Origin of the sequence: Pseudidiomarina sp., from assembly GCF_048267825.1 — a bacterium.
Classification (GTDB): domain Bacteria; phylum Pseudomonadota; class Gammaproteobacteria; order Enterobacterales; family Alteromonadaceae; genus Pseudidiomarina.
On sequence record NZ_JBLWWR010000010.1, the window covers coordinates 1 to 22,101 of the forward strand.

A 22,101-nucleotide genomic window follows, 5' to 3' on the forward strand; every position below is an offset into this window, starting at 1 on the left:
CGAGTATGTGCTGTATACCGCGCATTCTGATCACATTGGTGTCACGAAAGACTTAAGCCAAGACGATCACATCAACAATGGTGCTATGGATAACGCTTCTGGCGTGTCAGTAATGCTGGAAACTGCACGGATGTTTACCGAAGCAGGGCAACAACCGAAGCGTTCAATTATGTTCTTGTCGGTTACTGCAGAAGAGCGTGGTTTATTGGGTGCTGACTATTTTGCACATCACCCGACCGTACCATTAGGTCAGATCGTTGCTAACGTTAATCTGGATATGCCGGTATTGTTGTATGACTTTGCCGACGTTATTGCGTTTGGTTCTACGCATTCTACGTTAGGTGACAGTGTTTCGCGTGCTGCGGGTCAATTTGGTATTGAGCTGAGTGACGACCCAATGCCAGAACAGGCTATTTTCACGCGCTCAGACCATTACCCATTCGTTAAGAAAGGTGTTCCGGCAGTATTCTTGATGACTGGCTTTACATCAAAAACTGAAGGTGAAGACGGCGGCGAAGTGTGGGGTACATTCTTTGCTGAGCATTATCACCGCCCAAGCGACCAGCCAGATTTACCGATTAACTACGAAGCTGGCGTTACGTTTACCAATATTAACTATGCGATTGGTCAAGAAATTGGCAATCAAGCAGAACGCCCACGTTGGTTAGAGGAAAGCTTCTTTTCGCAGCTGGACTAATACAGAAGTTAGCAACGCAATTTAGGCGACTAAAAATAAAAAACCACCAACCTCAGTTGGTGGTTTTTTTATGGGTGCGACCTAATTTTTAATTAGATAGGTGAACCCGGAGGTAGTGCTGGCGCCGGTTTCAATGGCCAAGGTTTTCCGGCCTGCCATTGCGTGAGCGCATACACCGCATAGTCACGGTGGGCCGATGCGGGGGCTTGTTGCCATTGTTGTAACTGGCTCTGCAAGAAGCTAAACAATGGCGCTTTGACCGCCGCACTGAGTTGCTCGTTCTGATAAGCGCGCACTATTGCGTCCAGGCTTTCAAACGCTAAACGCTGGGTTACAGTATTTGCCGTGGGTGCTTGAGCAGGCGCAATCGCCGCTTCAGCAACCTGGCTCAATACCGCAGTGACATCAGGAATCGCAGCAACACGGCTATGTTGCTGTTGCAAACGCTCTAAGCGCTGTGGATGCAATAACAGATCGAGTACAAAGCGGGCACTGCTGGCCGCCATGGTATCGGTATCAGCGACAAGACCGGTCAAGCCACTAAAGCGTTCACGATCATAACCTTCACCATAGGCAGACGGTGCCAGTAAAGAAATTATATGTTCGGGTAGAGCGAGTGTGTTAGCTGTTAGTGTTTGGCTAATCACCTGCAAGGCACGATGCTGTTGTGAGGCATTTACTGGACGAATATCGGCAGCTTCTTCGCCTTTAACGGCGTAGCTGTAATGCAGGCCAGCAACCATCTTCACCGCAGCCTCAACTTGGTAGCGGTGCAACAGATACATTGGCACCAACACATTATTGAGTTCACTTAATGGGCGACCTGCAGCTAAATTGCCCAAGCCGAAGCGTTGCAGGGCAGTTTTTCGTACCGCCAAAACGCGTTCCAGCTCAGTCACCGCATCACTGCCGTTATCCCACAAGTGGGCATCAGGGTGTGCACCGCCTGCCGCACGGGCATCGCGGTCTGATATAAATTGCAGTCCAAGGCGCTTATTTTGCGCTAACACGTTATCTAAATCGCCGTTGCCATAGCCATAGGCAACAACTTGCATATCCCAAATGCCTAAGCCTTCAGTGTATGCACCGGCTAACGTTAAGCCGCCAGAGGCCGTGTCGATGCTAATCAGCGGATGCGGATAATCCATCACCGAGGCGCGGTCGTTGGCGCTGGCAGCGAAATTATGGGCGATACCTAACGTATGGCCAATTTCATGCGCCGAAAGTTGTCGAATTCGGGCCAAAGCCATTGCTTCAATCTTATCGAGCAGCTCTTGTTGTTGTTCTGGCGTGTCCGCGGCAAAAGGAGCCAACAGCCCTTGCGCAATTAACATGTCTTGACGCACACGGAGTGAACCTAAGGTGACGTGCCCTTTAATAATCTCACCGGTTCGCGGGTCGATAATCGATGAGCCGTACGACCAACCGCGGGTAGCGCGGTGTACCCATTGAATCACGTTGTAACGCACATCCATTGGATCAGCACCTGCGGGTAATTCACGCACCTGAAAACCATTCGGATAATCAATTGCCGCAAAAGCTTCAGCCCACCAGCGGCCACCCTCAAGTAAAGCGGTACGAACAGGTTCCGGCACGCCAGGGTCAAGGTAGTAGATGATGGGCTCGTCTTTGCTCAAGCGGTGGCGTGGAATGTGTTGCACCTTGGTGGATTGGCCCAGCGGTGCAGCATAATCACTATGGGTTTCAGCCCAGAAGCCGCTTTCGGGATGAAATTCACGGGTTACATAATTATCGTCAGGAAGGCGAATAAACGAGTGATGTAAATGCAGGGTGATGTGGTTTGGATCGGCAGCCACACTGCGCACATATTGCCCTGTGCCTTCGCCACTGAAGGTTATTTTGGCTTCTAATTCAGTATTATCCGGAAACGCTTTGCTGCTAGCCGGATAAATGACTGACTTGTCAGCACTTAATTTGAATTGCCCTTGCTTAGTGTCGCGTAAGCGGTTCACAACCCCGTGCGTGTCACTCAATAAAAATGGGGTGTAATCAATGATAACTGCGCGGGCATCTGCCGCTACAATGTCAAAGCCAGCAATCACCGAGTCGGCAAAAGCTTCATTGATGCTGGCACGCTCTGCGGCATTGTCAGTATTGGCACGAAATTGCGTGTTGTGTTGCAACAGCAAGGCCTTGTTACCTTCAATGTAGAAGCTGGCTAAGCGCGTGGCGCCAAGCTGCCCCCGGTCGAGACCAATATCGTTTGAGCCAAAACCCCATGGTAAACTGGTTTGGAAGATGAACTGCGGTGCCTGACGCGGAACCTGCAGATAAATTTTCCCTTTTGCTTGGTCATGGTAGAAGGTAAAAAAACCTTCATGCTCGGTTAACTCAGCAGTAAACTGAGTGACAGCGGAAGACGGCTGCGCCTTCGCTTGCGGTGTTGGTGCCGCCGTGGCCGGTGATAGACTCAGGCTAACGGCAAGAGTTAGAGCAATAATGAAAACGATGCGTAGCATGCTTTTGACCCAGAAATTTGATGGATTGAACAATGATAAAAAACCGTTATAGCAAACTCGCTGCCCAAAGTAACCACACGAATCCGACACAAGCGGCTGACGGCCAATTATTTACGTTAGATCAGCGCTTGGGTCATGACAGTTTTCTGCTGGCGCAGTGGCAATTATGTGAGTTAAGACGTTTCGACGACGTGCGCTATGATTGGTTGATGTTGGTGCCGCGGGTGGCTAACTGCGTCGAATTTACCGAGCTCTCAGAGTCGCAACAACAGCAATTGGCGACCGAAATTCGCCAAGCCTCGTTATTGTTGAAACACCATGGGCGGGGAGAAAAGTTAAATATTGGCGCGCTGGGGAACGTGGTGAGTCAGTTGCATATTCATCTGGTGCTGCGCGATGATCAGGACCCAGCTTGGCCGGGTCCGGTGTGGGGGCATTCGCCAGCGCAACGATTCACTGATGCGGAGCGCGCTACGGAGCTTAAACGCTGGCAAGCTCTTCTTTAAGCTGCGCGCACCATTGTTGAATACGTGCCTCGCTCAGCTCATATTGGCTGTCTTCATCCAGCGCTAAACCAACAAAAAACTCGTCACCGGCGGTGAGCGCTTTGGATGCAGCGAAGTCATAGCCTTGATTTGGCCAAAAACCGATGCGCACACAGCCTTGCGTGCCGGGGTTCGCTGCAAGTTCGTCGTGCAACATACCCAAGGCATCCTGAAACCAGTCGGTGTAGCCAACCTGATCACCCATGCCGAACAACGCAACCACTTTGTTATTGAGTTGAAGGTCGGCAATATCACTCCAGTGACTTTCCCAATCTTCTTGAATTTCGCCAAAGTCCCAGGTTGATAAGCCAAAAATGATGACGTCAAAGTCTTCAGCTTGCTGCAACGGCACATCTTTTATGTTGAACAACTCAACTTCGCCTTCGGCAAACTGAGCTTGAATTTTTTCAGCTGCAATTTCCGTAAAACAAGTGGTTGAGCCATAAAATAAACCAATACGTAAAGCCATAGTATCTCGTATGGATAGCGTCAATGAATGAGGTATTAGTGTATCAGAAAATCATCGGTTTATGATATGCTTCGCCGCCTAAATCATCCGACATACATTCGCTTTTTAGAGGTATCGCAATTATGGCATCCGCAGCATTTGATCATTTCGTGCAATCGCTTGAAACCGTGTTTGATCAGGCAGTAACAGATGGTACTGATGATGAACTATTTGCCAGTGGTTATTTGCGAGGCCATTTTGACTTAGTGGTGGCGCAGCTCGAATTGAATGATGCTGCCCGTACTGATGCGGTATTGCCCGCAGTACAAGCATCGGTGGATAAAGCCAAGCATGAGCTGGCCCCCGCAGACATGACCCACATTCAAGCTATGCTCGATCGGCTTGAAGCCGCTGCGGCGCGAGCCGATTAATCAATTCCGCACTTATTGGCAAGGGCTCCTGCAGCCACTGCCCAACCAGCAGCTCCGCGCACAGCGGAGCACTGGTGAACCCGCGCGACCCTAAACCACCTAACACGCCCAATGACGGTGTGAGCCAGCCACAAGCGGGCAAGTGATCACGTGTGGTATTGCGCAACGAGGCTCTATCAGCTACGGGCTCAAGTTGCTCAGTCCAGTTGCTGTCCAGATTATCCTGTAATGTGGCCAAATTTTCGGCAGTATCTTGCGCAGTCGGTTGTGAAAATTGTTCAATGTCAAATTCTCTCGCATAGGTGGCGCCGACACAATGCGTACCCTCTCGTGCGGGGGTGAAATAACCTTTGTAACACACCACTACCGGGCACTGTTCACTGACGTCATTTGCTTTCACCTGAGTGACCTGCCCGCGGACATTTTGAAATGTCATTTGCCACGGTTTAAGTAACTTCTCTAAGCCAGCTCCAGCAGCAACAATCAGGGTGGTGGCATGAAGCTGTTGGCCGGCGGTGGTGTTGAGTTGCCAGCCATCGGCATGCGCCTGAATGTCGGTTATTGGGTCAATAACCGTTAGCGTGACTTTGTCGGCGCATGCGGCCAGTATTTGCTCCACTAACTGCTGGGGCGGCACCCAACCGGCCTTTGGATAATATAAAGACGGCATCGCGGGTAAATGCGACCAAAGCTGTTGCGTATCATCGGGGCTTAATCCTTGAACCGTTGCTGGGCTATATATATCAGCGGCAATAATTTTTTCATGGCGCTGCTCGCGCGCAGAATTAAAAGCCAATTGCACGACGCCTGTTTCATGCCATTGGGCAGGTGCTACCTGCTGATAAAATTGGCGGGCATGATCAAAAGCACTAAGGAAAAATTGTGTTAATGGGCTAAGCTCAGCGTGCAGCAATGGATAAACAGCACCTTGCGCATTCCCAGACGCGCCGTCGGCAATCCCTGTGGTGAACAACTCAACGCGATACCCGCGTCGACTTAATGACCATGCGGTGCACGCTGCAGCAATACCGCCACCAATAATGGTAACGTGCTTATCAGTGGCTTGGGTTGCTTTATTGGGTGCGAGCCTGTGGCCATAGAGCATTTCACGTTTATGGCGAAAGCCTTTGGCTTTGTTAACGGTAAAGCCAGCAGCCTGCAAATCACGGCGCACTGCACCGGCAGCGGTAAAAGTAGCAAAGGTGGCGTTGTTGCGGCAACTTTCTGCCATTGCGGTATAAATAGTCGGTTGCCACATTTGTGGGTTTTTGTCGGGGGCGAAACCATCAAGAAACCAAGCATCAACGGTTTGTTGTGCATGTGGCAGCCACTGCGGCAATTGTTGATGTATATCACCGAACCATAAATCTAGGACCACTAGACCTTGGCAAAATTGCATACGGTGACAACCATAGTGTGGAGCAGGGTATGCATGTAAGAGCGCAGCAGCTTCATCGGCAAGTTCCGGAAAATGATTTAATGCAAGCTCCAGGTCGGCCGCCGTTAAAGGGTGTTTTTCAAATGAAATAAAGTGCAGCCGAAGTTGCGGTGGCGCATGCTTTTGAAACGCGGCCCAACAGGCGAGAAAATTCAGCCCGGTACCAAACCCAGTTTCGGCAATAGTAAAGGTTGTATAAGAATGCGTTTGCCAGCGCTTTTCTAGATCGTTATGCTGAATGAATACGTAATGGCTTTCAGCCAAACCGTTTTCGTTGCTAAAATAGATATCGTCAAATTCAGTGGAAACAGGCAACCCAAACGCGTTGTAGGTAACTTTTGCGGGTGACGGACGATCAGCTGACGGATGATTCACGAGTGAAAACTCACAACATTCGGTTAAACATGCGTATTAGTTTAACAATATTTGGGTAAAAATGCGGAAAGCAGACCACTTTTTTCCAGAAGTGGGCTAACATACACGAGCGCTCAGCAAGACAGGATATGAGAATGAGAAGAGCAGTGATTACCGGCCTTGGCATTGTGTCAAGTATCGGCGTGAACAAACAAGAGGTGTTGGAGTCGTTGCAACAAGGACGCTCGGGCATCGAATTTTCTCAAGAGTTTGCAGATATGGGTCTGCGTTGCCAGGTATGGGGGCCAGTTCGGACCAACCCGGCTGACCATATTGATCGTAAAGCGTTTCGCTTTATGGGCAACTCAGCCGCTTATGCCTATATGGCTATGGCGCAAGCTATTGAAGACGCAGCTTTAACAGAAGAGCAAATCTCGAACCCTCGTACGGGGTTGGTGGTAGGTTCCGGTGGCGCTTCTGGTGAGCATCAGGTGGGTGCCGCAGATACCTTACGTGAAAAAGGTGTGAAGCGTGTTGGGCCATATATGGTTCCGCGTTGCATGGCATCAACAACCTCTGCATGTTTAGCAACGCCATTCAAAATTAAAGGGGTGAACTATTCGATTAGTTCAGCTTGTGCCACGTCAGCACATTGTATTGGGCATGCACTTGAATTGATCCAATTAGGCAAACAAGACCGCGTGTTCGCAGGCGGTGGTGAAGAACTGCATTGGACGCTCGGCATGGAATTTGATGCCATGGGTGCGTTGAGTACTAAGTACAATAATGAGCCAACGAAAGCATCACGTACTTACGATGCTGATCGCGATGGGTTTGTTCCTGCTGGCGGCGGCGGCATTGTTGTCGTTGAAGAGTTAGAGACCGCACTTGCACGTGGTGCTCATATCTACGCAGAAATTGTGGGGTATGGCGCAACATCGGATGGCTATGACATGGTTGCGCCTTCTGGTGAAGGTGCAGTACGTTGCATGAAGATGGCGATGGAAACAGTTGATACACCAATTGACTACCTGAACACGCACGGAACTTCAACACCAGTTGGTGATACCAAAGAACTGGAAGCGATTCGTGAAGTGTTTGGTGACGCATCACCATTTATCAGTGCAACCAAAGCTATGACCGGTCATTCATTGGGTGCCGCGGGTGTGCATGAAGCCATTTATTCATTATTAATGATGAAGCATAGTTTTGTAGCTCCTTCAATTAACATTGAGAATTTGGACCCTGCTGCAGGCGACATGAATATTGTTCGTGAACCTAAGCAAACTGCTCTGACAACCGTGATGTCGAACAGTTTCGGTTTCGGTGGAACTAACGCAACGTTAGTTTTGCGTAAATATCAATAAAATTAACATCTTCATCTAATAGACGATGGTAAAAAGGTGCGCATTGGCGCACCTTTTTGTTGTATGCTCTTTAACAATTCATCCATCGCTAAATTTTAGAAGGTCTGGTCAATGCATGTATTGGCGGATGCCTCGATGCCTTTGGTTAACGAACTCGCTGATGCATTAATGGCTCAGGGAGTGCGTTTAACCCTGACCACATTTCAAGGGCGACAGCCGCAACCAGAGCAGTTAGCGCAAGCTGATGCGCTGATGATTCGGTCGATCACTAAGGTTGATTCGCAATTATTGGCGCAGGCTCCAAAGTTGCGGTGGTTGGGTACGGCTACCATAGGCACCGAGCATGTAGATACTGAAGCGTGCAAAGCCGCAGGGGTTGTCTTCGTGTCGACGCCTGGTGTGAATGCAAACGCAGTTGGCGATTATGTGGCAAGTGCAGTCAGCAATTTTGCTTTGCAGTGCCAGCAACTGCCCTCGGGTGAGGTTGCTATCATTGGTGCTGGCCATACCGGACGGGCTGCTGGGCAACGCCTCCGTGGGCTTGGTTGCGCTGTGCACTATTACGATCCACCGCTGGCAGAGCAAGGTGTTAAAGGCGTTCACGCCGATTGGCAGCGCGTGCTGAATAGTGGCGTTATTAGTTGTCATGTGCCCTTGACGCAAACAGGTACGCACGCTACCTATCATTTATTCGATAGCGCCGCGATAGCCGCTTTGCCCGCAGGTTGCTTGCTCATTAATGCAAGCCGCGGTGCGGTGGTAGAGGAACAAGGTTTGCGGCAAGCAATGCAAGCGCAACAGGCCTTGCATGTGGTGCTGGATGTGTGGGAGCACGAACCAACCATTGCTGCTGACTTAATGCCCTGGTTGCTCTATGCAACTCCGCATATTGCAGGCCACAGCGTAGCGGGTAAAGTAGTAGGTACTTTACGACTGTTTGAGCATGTTTGTGAAACCTTGCTGGTGCCGCAGCAGCGGGTTCGTTTGCCGCAGCTTTCGCAGCTACTGGAACATTGGCCTGAAGCAACGCGCAAACGGCAGTGGCAGACTTTACAGACACCGACATGGCAAATGCTAGCATCTTGGGTGCGTGACATTTATGATATACGAAACGACGACCAGTTATTGCGTCAGAACGTGTTTACCGAGGCTGACTTTGATCGCTTGCGCCGCAATTATGCAGCGCGCGCAGAGTTATCCTGTGGTGAAGTTCATGGCAACGACTGGTTGGCGCAGAGTGAGTGGCAAGAACGACTTGCTCAGCTCACCTTTTCATTCAAATTTATACAGGAGCAGTAATGTCACGCGCTTATAATGTTGCGGTACTTGGAGCGACTGGCCTTGTCGGTCAGCACATGATTGAAATTTTAGAAGCTCGCGACTTTCCTGTCGCTCAGTTATTTCCCCTGGCGAGCAGCCGTTCGGCGGGGTCAAGCGTTACCTTTCGTGGTGAAGAAATTACCGTGCTCGATGCAGACACCTTTGATTGGAGTCAGGTTGAACTTGGCTTTTTCTCAGCGGGCGGAGCAATTTCGCGTATGTATGCGCCGCAAGCCGCGGATGCTGGCTGCATTGTTATCGATAACACCTCTGAGTTTCGCTACGAGCCGGATATCCCTTTGGTGGTGCCGGAAGTTAATGCGCACGCGTTAGCTGATTTTCGCAATCGCAACATTGTTGCCAACCCTAATTGCTCGACCATTCAAATGTTAGTGGCATTAAAGCCTATCCACGATGCCGTGGGTATTGACCGTATTAACGTGGCAACGTACCAGTCCACTTCAGGCGCAGGTAAAGAGGCGATGGATGAATTAGCGCAACAAACGGCAGCTTTGTTGAATGGCCGCCCAGTTGAGGTTGACTGCTTTAGCCGTCAAATAGCGTTTAATTGTATTCCACAAATTGATGTGTTTATGGATAACGACTACACCAAAGAAGAAATGAAAATGGTGTGGGAAACGCAAAAGATTTTTGGTGATGAAAGCATTCGGGTTAATGCGACAGCTGTACGTGTGCCAGTATTTTTCGGGCATGCGGAAGCGATTCACATAGAAACCTTGCAGCCGCTTGATGCAGTGCAGGCGAAAGAATTATTACGCAATGCACCGGGTGTGCACTTGTTCGATAACAATGACGATTTTCCGACACAAGTAGGTAACGCAGCAGGACACGATGAAGTTTTTGTAGGTCGCGTGCGCAATGATATTTCACATCCACAGGGTTTAAATTTGTGGGTTGTAGCAGATAATGTGCGTAAAGGCGCCGCGACAAACAGTATTCAGATTGCAGAACACTTAATTCGCGACTATATGTAAAACTATCCATCTTTCAATGCGGTACCGATAATTACAACGATTACAAAAGAGGGAACCAGCTCAATGAAACGGAATACCTTGGCAGTTGCAGCCGGTATAGCACTGGCACTCGGCTCGTCGACGGTGGTAACCGCAGACGCTAGCTTTGTGAATACAAGTGCAGTTGTGATGCTGCAGGGGCAGGCGACCTCGCGGTGGCAAGCTGATCGGTTTGGTCCAATAGTTTCATCCGACACACTTTGGTCTATTGCCATGTATTACGGCGATAAAACCGATTTGTCGGTGTATGAAATGATGGATTTATTCATTGAGTTGAATCCTGAAGCGTTTATTAACGGTCGTGCTGATCGCATGATGGACGGTTACTATTTGAAAGTTCCACCAGCGGCGCAAGGTCAACGTGCGCAATCAGCGCCTGTGGTTACTGACGAACCGGCTGAAACTGCGCGCACCGATGAAGCGGTTAAACCCGCTTCGCCAGGCGCGGTGACAGAAGCCCCGGCGGCCGATAATACTGAATCGGCAACGGCTACCGTTCAGTATGACGTGCAAGAGCTGAGCCAATTACGCAATCAGTTGGCTGAGTCAATTGATTTGATTGAACGCTTAAATAGCGAAAACAATGCGTTGCAGGAGCGGCTGGACAGCGTGACAGCGCAGCTTGAGCAAATGCAGTTGAAAATGAATGCTGAGCAGCGGGCAGAGTCGGATTTACAGCGACAAATTGAGGCTGAATTGGCTGCAACTCAGCAGGAAGAAGCTGATGCAACGGATACAACCGAGGCAGCGAAGGCGGAGACTACCACCGAGATTGCTGCTGAAGAGCAGCCCACAACGGCAGCCGCAGCTTTAACGGAAGAACCTGGTGCCGACGTTACAACTCAGGCAGAAGTTAAGCCTGAGCCAGAAGTTAAGTCTGAGCCAGAAGTTAAACCTGAACCTGCTGCGACACCGAAACCCGCAACGCGCAAGAAGCCATCAGACTATGAAGCCTTCTTAGAGTGGTTATTACAACCATTCCAGTTAACTTTGGCGATTTTGATTCCATTGTTATTGGCAGCAATTATTTGGTACATGCTTTATGTGCGTCGGCTTAACCGTGAACATTTAGGGCCGTACAACGGCGCTATGCAGGCCGCTGCGAAAGAAAAAGAGCAAGGCAAAGACGAATCAACTGAAAAACTTAGCGCCTTTGAAGAAGCTGAGCAAGCCGCAGCCGCGGAAGAAGCGGCTGAGATGCCGGAATTTGAGCGTTTGGATGATGACTATGCGCAGCTCGAAGACGATGTGGACGATGAAGCGACACAGCTTGATGATGAGCTTGCGGCACTGGACGAAGATGCTGCGGCACCTAAAACTGAGCAGCAAACTGACAATGACGAAGATACCGACTTAGATAGTCTATTGGCATCAAGTTTCGATCAGGAAGAGAGCGCAGAAGAAGCTGACGTAGAGTCTGAGCCCGAGTTCGAAACATTGTCAGAAGTTGAGCCAGAGCCAGAAGTTGAGCCAGAGCCAGACGTTGAGCCAGAGCCAGACGTTGAACTGGAGCCAGCAGTTGAGCCAGAGGAAGACGATAAAGGTAAAGTTGAGGCTAGCAGCGACGATGATATGAGTTTGGATTTTCATATTGACGACGAGCCAGTTAACAAAAAAACCGAACCCGCCGACGTTGATGTCGAACTGGAACAGTTTGAAGATATCAGCCTTGATGACATTGACTTAGAAGGCCTAAGTGCTGAAGAACCGAGCGATGACAGTGACAGTAAAGCAGAGACTGAGCTGACACTTGATGAAGATGCCAGCGATGAATTCCTCGAGATCGATGCATTGTTGCAAGAGGCTGAATCTGAGGACTCCGACTTTGACAGCCCGCGCTTTGAACGTGAAGCGGGTCAAGTTGATGATAGCGAAGAAACGCCATCAGGGATTTTAGACCTCGCCCGTGCCTACATGGACATGGACGAGTACGAATTAGCGCGTGAAGAACTGGAAAAAGTTGCAGCCTCTGACGATGAAGATGCTAAACGTGAAGCCGCAATGTTGTTACAGAAAATTGAAGAACAGGGTCATTAATGAGTAGTACGCGCATCGCGCTTGGAATTGAATATGATGGCAGTCAATATTTTGGATGGCAACGGCAGCGTGAAGTTGTGTGCGTGCAGGAAGTATTGGAACGGGCGTTAAGTAAAGTTGCGAATCATCCGGTTGAAGTAACCTGTGCGGGGCGTACCGACGCTGGTGTGCATGCAACGGGTCAAGTTGTGCACTTTGACACGGTGAATGAGCGCGCTATGCCTGCTTGGACGATGGGTGTGAACAGTAACCTGCCGGACTCGGTGGCGGTGCGCTGGGCGAGCGAAGTGCCCAGTGACTTTAGCGCACGCTTCAGCGCAACCGGACGTCGCTATCGTTATATTATTGCCAATCAAAAAATGCGCCCAGGTATACTTGGGCGTGGTTTAAGCCACTATCATCAACCTTTGGATGTGCAGCGCATGCATGACGCGGCGCAACACTTGCTTGGCGAACATGACTTCAGTGCTTTTCGGGCAGCTCAATGCCAATCGCACTCTCCACATCGCTGCGTTACCCGCATCGATGTGAGTCGCCAAGGTAATTTTGTGGTGGTGGATATCGCCGCCAATGCTTTTTTGCACCACATGGTTCGAAACATTGTCGGCAGTCTGCTGGAAGTGGGCAAAGGCGAGCAGCCGCTGGACTGGTTAGCTACGCTGCTGGATGGTCGCGACCGTAAGCTATCGGCTGCAACTGCAAAGGCCGAAGGTCTGTATTTGGTTCAAGTGGACTATCCAAGTGAATTTAAATTACCCATATTGCCGCCAGGGCCTTTGTGGTTACCTGACTGTTAAGACCACTTTTTGCTAAACTGATTACCTTGAATATGCTTTAATAGAGGCATATTTATGGCTTACTGGTCATACTAACGAACGAGTTAATAACGGAATCTTATGAGCTGGATTGAGCGAATTCTTGCAAAACCGAAGAGCAACAAACGCCGCAACATCCCGGAAGGGGTGTGGGCGAAGTGTACAAGTTGTGATGCCATTCTTTACAGTGCCGACCTTGAGCGCAGCTTAAATGTTTGTCCGAAGTGCGATCACCACATGCGCGTTTCTGCGCGGGTGCGCCTCGCGCATTTTTTAGATGACGGAAAAGGCGATGAAATTGGGGCTGATTTAGAACCAAAAGACATTCTTAAATTCCGTGATTCGAAAAAATACAAAGACCGCATTGCCGCAGCCCAGAAGGCTACTGGTGAAAAAGACGCATTGATTGCCCAAAAAGGTCGACTCAAAGGCATGCCGGTAGTGGCCGTTGCATTTGAATTCGAATTTATGGGCGGTTCAATGGCGTCAGTTGTTGGTGCGCGCTTTGTCAAAGCAGCAGAAGTTTGTTTAAGAGAGCGTATCCCACTTATTTGCTTTTCAGCTTCAGGTGGCGCCCGGATGCAGGAAGCCTTGATGTCTTTGATGCAGATGGCAAAAACGTCAGCTGCGTTAGCGCGCATGAGCGAAGAAGGTATTCCGTATATATCCGTGCTAACTGACCCTACCATGGGTGGTGTTTCGGCAAGCTTAGCGATGCTGGGCGACATTAATATTGCTGAGCCGAAAGCATTGATCGGCTTTGCTGGCCCGCGTGTTATTGAACAAACGGTACGTGAAACATTGCCAGAGGGCTTCCAACGGGCTGAGTTTTTGCTTGATCACGGTGCGGTGGATATGATCATCGACCGTCGCCAAATGCGAAACCGTATCGCCGCATTGTTGGCGAAGTTCCAACATTTACCGGCTGTTGCTGACGAATATTAAGTTATGAATAACGTCGCGAAACCATCCTCTTCAGCCGGGCTAAATGCCTGGCTGAATTATTTAGAGCACCTGCACCATAGCGCCATCGACATGGGGCTAGACCGAATCAAGCAGGTTGCGAACCGACTTGACCTTACCACGACCTCAGCGCAAGTATTTACCGTAGCAGGCACCAATGGTAAAGGCTCAACGGTGCGCTATCTGGAAACCATTTTACAAGAAGATGGGTACACCACTGGCGTTTACATTTCTCCGCACTTGCACCATTACGCCGAGCGCGTTCGAATCAACACCAAGCAACTGAGCGAAGCCGAGCATGTGCAGGCATTTGCGGCCATAGAGGCCGCTCGTGGTGATGTTTCATTGACGTATTTCGAGTTTGGCACCTTGGCCGCTTTGTGGTTGATGAAGCAGCAGCCTCTCGATGCATGGATATTAGAAGTTGGTTTGGGTGGACGCTTAGATGCTGTCAATATTGTGGATGCGGATGTTGCGTTATTAACAAGTATTGGTATTGATCACATTGGCTTCTTAGGTGATGACCGAACCGGTATTGCGCGCGAAAAAGCAGGTATATTTCGAGCCGGGCGTCCCGCTATTTGTGGTGAACCTGAGTTTCCGCAAGAAGTCGCTGACGCAGCATTACAAAATGGGGTGTTATTGCAACAGGTTGGTATTGATTTCCATTACCGTATGGCGGGTGCTGGCGTGTGGCACTGTCATAATCAAGATACCGTTTTAAACAATCTGCCGTTACCTCAATTACCCTTACCAAATGCCGCAACAGCAATAGCCGCACTGGCCGCCAGCAACTTACCCATCTCTGATAAAGCGATTCGAGCCGGGCTGGAAAAAGCGCGCGAGCCGGGCCGACTGCAGTTGCTTGAAGCATCAGCAAAGCACCCCGTTGATACCCTGCTGGACGTGGCACACAACCCGCATGCAGCGAATTATTTAGTGCAAGCTTTGTTGAGTCGCTTCCCCCAACGGCCTATTTACGCTGTGGTGGGCATGCTGCAAGACAAGGACATTCGTGGTACCTTGGCTGCGCTGGCGCCAGCGATAAAGCAATGGTACTTTGCCAGCTTGAGCGAAGTACGCGGGGCAGCGGCGGAGCAACTGGCAGAACAGGCACCTGCTGAAGCAACTGTGGCAGGTTGTTTTGCCAGTGTTGAGCAAGCGTATCAGCACGCGTTACAGGACGCCTTAACCATGCAAGATACACAACCGCTGGTATTGGTGTGCGGGTCGTTTTACACTGTAGGGAAAATACCAACCACGGAGTAGTGCATGGCGTCGAAGCTGCAGAATCGAATTGTCGGAAGCGTTATTTTAATTGCTCTTGCAGTGATTATTTTACCTGAGTTATTTGACGGCAAGCCGCAGAAAAAACAGGAATCGTTTGAAACAATTCCACTCCAACCCGACGTTGAAGTGGCTGAAGTTCCGGCTCAATCTGTGCCTGAACGTGAGCTGCCACAATCACTTGATCGTATTGAGACGCTTGAACTTGATGCCGATGACGCGCCACAAATCAAGAAACCTACCGCAAAAACAAATGAAGCCCCCAGCACTGCGGAAATTCAGCAACCGGGCTGGATTATTCAGTTGGGCGTGTTTCGCAATCAAGAGTCGGTTGAGCGCCTGGTAAAAGAATTGCGCGCCGCTGGCTATCCTGCTTACCGTGAAGTTGTGCAAACCGCTCAAGGCCCACGTAACAAGCTGCTAGTGGGGCCGGGCCTCGTCAAGGCTGAGCTTGAAGCTGACCTGCCTAAACTGAAAGAACTGACCGAGTTAAACGGTCGAGTCATGCGTTATGAGCCATAAGTTTTTTGACGCAAATCGAAAGGCTTTCTGTTACAATTCGCGCGAATTTTAAACCGGCTACGGAATGCTAACTATGGTCTGGATTGATATAGCGATTATTGTCGTGATTGGCTTATCAACGCTAATCAGTTTAACCCGTGGGTTTGTCAAAGAGGCGTTATCCCTTGCTATCTGGGTAGCCGCTTTTTTTATCGCTAAATTCTTTTATCTCGACCTGGCTGTGTACTTCACCGGCATCAGTGACGAAATGTTGCGCAATGCTGCTGCTGTAGCAGCGCTGTTTGTGGCAACCCTTATTGTTGGCGCGCTCATCAATTATTTAATTGGACGATTGGTAGAAACAACTGGGTTAACCGGTACCGATCGTCTTTTAGGCGGCATTTTTGGCGCACTACGCGGTGTTTTAATTGTCGCTGCTTTACTGTTTTTTATGGACTCTTTTACCGGGCTACCGAGTGAAGCCTGGTGGCAAGAGTCGCAGTTGATTCCGCACTTCGGTGTGGTAATTCAATGGTTCTTTGAATACTTGCAGAATACGTCAAGTTTCTTACCAAAAAATGTTTAATGAGGTTGTAGTTGCATGTGTGGCATTGTTGGAATTGTAGGTAAAGACCCAGTCAATCAAGCGTTATATGACGGTTTAACGATGCTCCAGCATCGCGGCCAAGATGCAGCAGGCATCATGACAGTCGATAACGGTACGCTACGTTTACGCAAAGCCAACGGATTGGTGCGCGATGTGTTTCAAACGCGCCATATGCATCGTCTACAAGGGCGCGTGGGCATCGGTCATGTGCGTTATCCTACCGCAGGTAGTTCAAGCTCAGCAGAAGCACAGCCGTTTTATGTGAATTCGCCGTTTGGTATTGCGATGGCACACAATGGTAACTTGACCAACGCCAGCGAACTGCAGGAGCAATTGTTTGCGAAAGCACGCCGGCATATCAATACCACCTCAGATTCTGAAATTCTGCTTAATATTTTTGCTCACGAGCTGTATCAGCAAGAAAGCCTGCACTTAACGCCGGATGACGTATTCGCGACAGTTTCGCGCGTGCATCGCCAAATTCGTGGTGCTTACGCCGTGGTCGCAATGATAATCGGCCATGGTGTTGTCGCATTCCGTGACCCGTGGGGTATTCGCCCTCTGGTTTTAGGTATGCGTGAAACGCCGAAAGGCAATGAGTATATCGTTGCTTCTGAAAGCGTGGCAGTCGACGGCACTGGTTTTAAATATGTGCGCGATGTTGAGCCCGGCGAGGCAATTTACATTTCTGAAGACGGCGAGCTGTATTCACGTCAGTGCGCGGACAACCCGCAACATTGCCCATGCATTTTTGAGTATGTTTACTTTGCGCGCCCAGATTCGTTTATCGACAAAATCTCGGTGTACGCATCACGCGTTAATATGGGCCGTAAGCTCGGCGAAAAAGTAAAACGTGACTACGCTGATTTAGACATTGATGTGGTGATACCAATCCCTGAAACCAGTTGCGATATCGCACTCGAAATGGCGAATATACTTGAGTTGCCGTATCGCCAAGGGTTCGTAAAAAATCGCTATATTGGTCGCACCTTTATTATGCCGGGGCAGACCCAACGTCGGAAATCAGTGCGCCGTAAACTGAACGCCATCAGTGCCGAATTCCGAGGTAAAAACGTACTGTTAGTGGATGACTCTATTGTTCGCGGCACCACCTCTGAGCAAATTATCGAGATGGCACGCGAAGCGGGTGCGAAGAAAGTGTATTTTGCTTCTGCAGCACCAGAGATTCGTTTTCCGAATGTGTATGGCATCGACATGCCAAGTGCTAATGAATTGATAGGTCATGGCCGTGAAGCCGCTGAGATTAACGATTTAATCAAAGCTGATGGACTTATCTATCAAGAACTTGATGATTTGATTGCTGCCGTGCAACAAGAAAACAAAGAGATTAAACGCTTTGAAACGTCGGTATTTAATGGCGAGTATATTACCGGCGATATCAATCAAAGTTATCTAGACCGTTTAGACGCTGCGCGAAATGATGTGGCTCGTCATGGCGCGGATAGCAGCAGCGAAGATGCAAATCTGGAAGTTCACAACGAAGATGAATAACCCGGCAGTGTATGCCGGGTCATACGTGTTCGTTTGACTAGAGCTGGAACGGGTAAACTGACCCAAGTTTTAGAATTTGGGTCAATTCATCAAGTGCAGTGCGAGATTCATTCAATAGCTGTGGATCGCGCAAATCAGCAACACTCAGTTCATCACGATAATGTTTATCAACCCAACGATTAAGACGGGCAAATAGCTTATCGTTCATGATAACGGCTGGGTTTACTGCTTCCAATTCAGTGTCATTCAGCGCAACGCGTAAACGCAAGCAGGCAGGGCCACCGCCATTGCGCATGCTTTGTTTCACATCGAAATAATGCACCTGACGAATCGGCGTGTCACGGGTAACTAATTCGGCCAGATAAGCAGCCACACGCGGATTTTCCTGACACTCTGTTGGTGCAATAATCGCCATGCTGCCGTCTTTTAAGGTTAACAGCTGGGTATTAAATAAGTACGTTTGCACAGCATCGGCCACCGAAACTTCTGCGGTTTTTACTTCGATAAAATGCAATTTTTCGTCACCAAATTTTTGCTGCATTTCAGCGAGTTTGGCTGGCGTGTCTAAAAAGGCTTGCTCGTGATAGAACAGCACGTTTTGGTTGCCAACGGCGATAACGTCGTTGTGGAAAACACCCTGGTCAATCACGTCAGGATTTTGCTGGATAAATATGGTGTTATCTTCGGTTAAGCCGTGCGACCGAGCAATCGCTTGTGAAGCTTCAAACGTTTGTCGGGCTGGATATTTTGATGGTGCGGGCTTGGTGCTATCGAACGCGTAGCGACCAAAGGTAAACACTTCTATACCTGCATGCCCATAATTGCTGCACAAGCGCGTGTGGTTCGCAGCGCCTTCGTCACCAAAATGTTCGTTGTCTGGTAAATGCAGGTGGTGCTCAAAATAGCGGCTATTATTGAACATAGCTTGCAAAATGCGTCCGCTGGTAAGCGGCTCTAACGAGCGGTGAAACTTATTCGTCAAGTTGGCCGGGGTAAAGTGTACTTTGCCGTCGGCAGTGTCAGCACCGGGCGACACCGTTGCCGCGTTCGCTGTCCACATGCTTGATGCCGAGCAGACCGCTTGAAAAATTTCTGGCGCTTGCTGGGCGGCTTTACTAAGCACGTCGCCATCTGATCCGTTGAAACCGAGGCGACGTAACGTTGCAATGTCAGGGCGTTCGTGCGGCGCTAAAACGCCTTGTACCATGCCCATGTCATGCAGCGCTTTCATTTTTGCTAAACCTTGCTTGGCAGCAGATTTGGGGCTTGAGCTTGACTTAGCATTGCTTAATGAAGCAACGTTTCCGAACGACAGCCCGGCATAATTGTGGGTTGGGCCAACAAGGCCATCGAAATTGACTTCATAGTGATGGGTGCTCAAACAAACCTCCATTGCAGTTGCAAGCGTTTAATTGTTGGCTATTATACCCACAACTAGGCCTCGGCGTAAGGCCTGAACGCCTTGATTTTATTGGTCTGATAAGTCGACATATGAAACTATGCATGGATATGAGGCGAAATCGTATTTTTATGATTTTTGCGTTCGGTGGTTGTTTCGCAGCCGCATAACAGATATATCTAAAAAAAGAATCCCACACCTTACGGATAAAAAGAGAGTCGCATGGCAAAAGCGTTAGTTATTGTCGAGTCGCCCGCCAAGGCGAAGACAATTAATAAATATTTAGGGAATGATTTCGTGGTGAAGTCTAGCGTGGGGCACGTTCGTGACTTGCCAACACGGTCGACAGCCACCGTCAAAACCAAGCCGCCCGCGGAAGTTCGTAAGATGTCGCCAGAAGCAAAGGAAGCTTACCGCCAAGAGCGTGAGTTCCAGAAGCTGGTCGCACGCATGGGCATTGACCCTCAACATGGCTGGGAAGCGCACTACGAAGTGCTGCCCGGCAAAGAAAAGGTTGTCGCTGAGCTACAAAAGTTAGCAGCGAAGGCCGACGCTATTTACCTCGCGACGGATTTGGACCGCGAAGGAGAAGCCATCGCGTGGCATTTACGCGAACTCATAGGTGGTGACGACAGTCGCTTTCAGCGCGTGGTGTTTAACGAAATCACCAAAAAAGCCATTCAGGAAGCGTTTTCGCGCCCAGCCGAACTCAATATCGATCGGGTGAACGCGCAGCAAACCCGACGCTTCCTTGATCGCGTTGTTGGCTTTATGGTGTCGCCACTGCTGTGGAAGAAAATTGCCCGTGGCTTGTCCGCCGGTCGGGTGCAGTCAGTAGCAGTGCGTTTGGTGGTTGAACGTGAGCGCGAAATTAAAGCGTTTGTGCCAGAAGAATACTGGGACATTTTCGCTGATTTAAGTACCCAAGCCAAAGCTGAATTGCGCATGCAGGTGCAAAAGCATCTCGGCAAGGCATTCAAAGCAGGCGATAAGGGCGCTGCCGAGGCCGCAGTGGCCGCATTGCAGTCAGCCCAGTACAAAGTCATTGATCGGGAAGATAAGCCCACCAGCAGCCGCCCATCGGCTCCGTTTATTACATCAACGCTGCAACAAGCGGCTAGCACCCGTTTAGGTTTTGGCGTAAAGAAAACCATGATGTTGGCACAACGGTTGTACGAAGCGGGGCATATTACCTATATGCGTACCGACTCAACCAACTTGAGCCAAGAAGCGGTTGCCACCTGCCGTGACTATATCGGTAAGAATTTTGGCAATGATTATTTGCCGCCGAAGCCGAATGTTTATGGCTCGAAGCAAAATGCACAAGAAGCGCACGAAGCGATTCGCCCTTCCAGTGTTGGTGTGAAATCTGAACAGTTACGCGAAATGGAACGTGACGCACAGCGGTTGTACGAGTTGATTTGGCGTCAATTTGTCGCATGTCAGATGACACCCGCCCAATACGATGCCAGTACCATTTCCGTGCAGGCTGGCGATTATGAGCTGCGTGCACGCGGCCGTGTGATGCGCTTCGCCGGTTGGACGAAAGTGCAGCCACCCGCGGGTTCAAAAAATGAAGATGCAACGCTGCCTGATGTGAAAAAGGGCGAAGTGCTGAGCCTGCAGCAGTTAGATCCGCAACAACACTTTACCAAGCCGCCAGCGCGCTTCAGCGAAGCGTCTTTGGTAAAAGAGCTAGAAAAGCGCGGCATTGGCCGCCCATCAACCTACGCATCCATTATCTCAACCATTCAAGACCGTGGTTATGTGCGGGTTGAGAACCGTCGTTTCTACGCAGAAAAAATGGGCGAAATTGTTAACGACCGCTTGGTCGACAATTTCCCACGGTTATTGAACTACAGCTTCACTGCAGAAATGGAACAAGCACTGGATGACGTTGCAGAAGGTAAACGCAACTGGAAAGCCATGCTGGATCAATTCTACGAAGAATTCAGCAAGAAGTTAGCACAAGCGGAAATGACGCCGGAAGAAGGCGGTATGCGCCCGAATCAAATGGTGCTCACCGATATTAAATGCCCGAAATGTGGGCGCCCGATGGGTATTCGTACCGCATCTACCGGCGTGTTCCTTGGTTGTTCAGGCTATGAGTTACCGCCGAAAGAACGCTGCACACAAACCATGAACCTGTTGCCAGGGGAAGAAGCGGTGCGCGTGAAGGACGATGACGACGAAGCTGAAACGCTTGCGTTGCGCGCGAAAAAGCGTTGTCCGAAGTGTGGCACTGCCATGGACAGCTACCTGATTGACGAAAAACGCAAACTGCATGTGTGTGGTAATAACCCGGCCTGTGATGGCTTTGTGGTTGAGCAGGGCGAATTCCGCATTAAAGGCTACGACGGGCCAGTACTTGAATGTGACCGTTGTGGCAGTGACATGCAGCTGAAAACAGGGCGTTTTGGTAAGTATTTTGACTGCACCAACAGCGAATGTAAGAACACCCGTAAACTGTTGAAAAGTGGTCAGCCGGCACCGCCAAAAGAAGACCCCGTACCGTTCCCAGAGTTACCCTGTGAAGATTCCAATGCGCATTACGTGTTGCGTGACGGAGCTTCAGGTGTGTTCTTGTCGGCTAACACTTTCCCGCGTTCACGTGAAACCCGTGCGGTGAAAGTAAGCGAGCTGAAACGCTTTAAAGATCGGATTCCAGCGAAGTTCCATTACTTAACCGAAGCGCCGGAAAAAGACGACGATGGCAACGAAGCCATTGTGCGTTACAGCCGTAAAAACAAAGAACAGTACGTCATTACCGAAGTGAATGGCAAGGCCACCGGTTGGCAAGCGCTGTATCGCGATGGTAAATGGGAAGTACAAGAGAGCAAAAAACGTAAGTAAAAAACCGCCGTTT

General features: G+C 49.8%; 18 protein-coding genes. 14 read left to right on the forward strand and 4 right to left on the reverse strand.

All coding sequences use genetic code 11. From position 1 onward, the window contains the following. Positions 1-697 (forward strand): M20/M25/M40 family metallo-hydrolase (locus ACN0UN_RS08715; protein ID WP_417659636.1); only part of this gene is annotated, 697 nt, incomplete at its 5' end. Between the two features lie 92 nt (positions 698-789). On the opposite strand, the gene ACN0UN_RS08720 is transcribed toward ACN0UN_RS08715, so the two are convergent. After that, entirely contained in the window at positions 790-3,177 is a 2,388-nt protein-coding gene (locus ACN0UN_RS08720; protein ID WP_417659637.1) for a zinc-dependent metalloprotease, read from the reverse strand. Between the two features lie 32 nt (positions 3,178-3,209). Between ACN0UN_RS08720 and ACN0UN_RS08725 the strand changes: the two genes are divergently transcribed. Continuing rightward, the gene (locus ACN0UN_RS08725) at positions 3,210-3,683 is read left to right on the forward strand and encodes an HIT domain-containing protein (RefSeq protein ID WP_417659638.1); all 474 of its coding nucleotides are present in this window, start codon (positions 3,210-3,212) and stop codon (positions 3,681-3,683) included. On the opposite strand, the gene fldB is transcribed toward ACN0UN_RS08725, so the two are convergent. Further along, entirely contained in the window at positions 3,658-4,191 is a 534-nt protein-coding gene (fldB, locus tag ACN0UN_RS08730; RefSeq protein WP_417659639.1) for a flavodoxin FldB, read from the reverse strand. The two genes, ACN0UN_RS08725 and fldB, sit on opposite strands and share 26 nt — an antisense overlap. A gap of 122 nt (positions 4,192-4,313) precedes the next feature. On the opposite strand from fldB, the gene ACN0UN_RS08735 reads away from it, so the two are divergent. Continuing rightward, on the forward strand, positions 4,314-4,601 hold the full coding sequence (locus ACN0UN_RS08735; RefSeq protein WP_417659640.1) for a YfcL family protein: 288 nt from the start codon (positions 4,314-4,316) through the stop codon (positions 4,599-4,601). On the opposite strand, the gene mnmC is transcribed toward ACN0UN_RS08735, so the two are convergent. Beyond that, positions 4,558-6,414 carry a bifunctional tRNA (5-methylaminomethyl-2-thiouridine)(34)-methyltransferase MnmD/FAD-dependent 5-carboxymethylaminomethyl-2-thiouridine(34) oxidoreductase MnmC gene (gene mnmC, locus ACN0UN_RS08740; RefSeq protein WP_417659641.1) on the reverse strand — a complete coding sequence of 619 codons (1,857 nt, stop codon included), beginning with the start codon at positions 6,412-6,414 and terminating at the stop codon, positions 4,558-4,560. The two genes, ACN0UN_RS08735 and mnmC, sit on opposite strands and share 44 nt — an antisense overlap. 134 nt (positions 6,415-6,548) lie before the next feature. On the opposite strand from mnmC, the gene fabB reads away from it, so the two are divergent. The 10 genes from fabB to purF all read left to right on the forward strand — a co-directional run bounded on the left by fabB (position 6,549) and on the right by purF (position 17,836). Then, a complete protein-coding gene (gene fabB, locus ACN0UN_RS08745; RefSeq protein ID WP_417659642.1) occupies positions 6,549-7,760 on the forward strand; it encodes a beta-ketoacyl-ACP synthase I in 1,212 nt (403 codons plus the stop codon). A 111-nt stretch (positions 7,761-7,871) separates the two neighbouring features. Beyond that, positions 7,872-9,059 carry a 4-phosphoerythronate dehydrogenase gene (locus ACN0UN_RS08750; RefSeq protein WP_417659643.1) on the forward strand — a complete coding sequence of 396 codons (1,188 nt, stop codon included), beginning with the start codon at positions 7,872-7,874 and terminating at the stop codon, positions 9,057-9,059. Further along, entirely contained in the window at positions 9,059-10,075 is a 1,017-nt protein-coding gene (locus ACN0UN_RS08755; protein ID WP_417659644.1) for an aspartate-semialdehyde dehydrogenase, read from the forward strand. The genes ACN0UN_RS08750 and ACN0UN_RS08755 overlap by 1 nt, the downstream gene beginning before the upstream one ends. A 63-nt stretch (positions 10,076-10,138) precedes the next feature. Beyond that, a complete protein-coding gene (locus ACN0UN_RS08760) occupies positions 10,139-12,151 on the forward strand; it encodes a FimV/HubP family polar landmark protein (protein WP_417659645.1) in 2,013 nt (670 codons plus the stop codon). Then, a complete protein-coding gene (truA, locus tag ACN0UN_RS08765) occupies positions 12,151-12,948 on the forward strand; it encodes a tRNA pseudouridine(38-40) synthase TruA (RefSeq protein WP_417659646.1) in 798 nt (265 codons plus the stop codon). The genes ACN0UN_RS08760 and truA overlap by 1 nt, the downstream gene beginning before the upstream one ends. A gap of 99 nt (positions 12,949-13,047) precedes the next feature. Next, entirely contained in the window at positions 13,048-13,911 is an 864-nt protein-coding gene (gene accD / locus ACN0UN_RS08770; protein WP_417659647.1) for an acetyl-CoA carboxylase, carboxyltransferase subunit beta, read from the forward strand. Positions 13,912-13,914: 3 nt separating this feature from the next. Continuing rightward, the gene (folC, locus tag ACN0UN_RS08775) at positions 13,915-15,198 is read left to right on the forward strand and encodes a bifunctional tetrahydrofolate synthase/dihydrofolate synthase (protein ID WP_417659648.1); all 1,284 of its coding nucleotides are present in this window, start codon (positions 13,915-13,917) and stop codon (positions 15,196-15,198) included. 3 nt (positions 15,199-15,201) lie between these two features. Continuing rightward, the gene (locus tag ACN0UN_RS08780) at positions 15,202-15,738 is read left to right on the forward strand and encodes an SPOR domain-containing protein (protein WP_417659649.1); all 537 of its coding nucleotides are present in this window, start codon (positions 15,202-15,204) and stop codon (positions 15,736-15,738) included. A 73-nt stretch (positions 15,739-15,811) separates the two neighbouring features. Beyond that, positions 15,812-16,303, forward strand: a complete 492-nt coding sequence (locus tag ACN0UN_RS08785) for a CvpA family protein (RefSeq protein ID WP_417659650.1) — start codon at positions 15,812-15,814, stop codon at positions 16,301-16,303. Between the two features lie 15 nt (positions 16,304-16,318). Continuing rightward, positions 16,319-17,836 (forward strand): amidophosphoribosyltransferase, encoded by a 1,518-nt coding sequence (purF, locus tag ACN0UN_RS08790; protein ID WP_417659651.1) that lies wholly within the window; start codon positions 16,319-16,321, stop codon positions 17,834-17,836. A gap of 37 nt (positions 17,837-17,873) precedes the next feature. On the opposite strand, the gene astB is transcribed toward purF, so the two are convergent. Then, positions 17,874-19,217, reverse strand: coding sequence for an N-succinylarginine dihydrolase (gene astB / locus ACN0UN_RS08795; RefSeq protein WP_417659652.1), 1,344 nt, complete (start codon positions 19,215-19,217; stop codon positions 17,874-17,876). A 240-nt stretch (positions 19,218-19,457) separates the two neighbouring features. On the opposite strand from astB, the gene topA reads away from it, so the two are divergent. Continuing rightward, positions 19,458-22,088 carry a type I DNA topoisomerase gene (gene topA, locus ACN0UN_RS08800; protein ID WP_417659653.1) on the forward strand — a complete coding sequence of 877 codons (2,631 nt, stop codon included), beginning with the start codon at positions 19,458-19,460 and terminating at the stop codon, positions 22,086-22,088. The last annotated feature ends 13 nt before the right edge of the window (positions 22,089-22,101 follow it).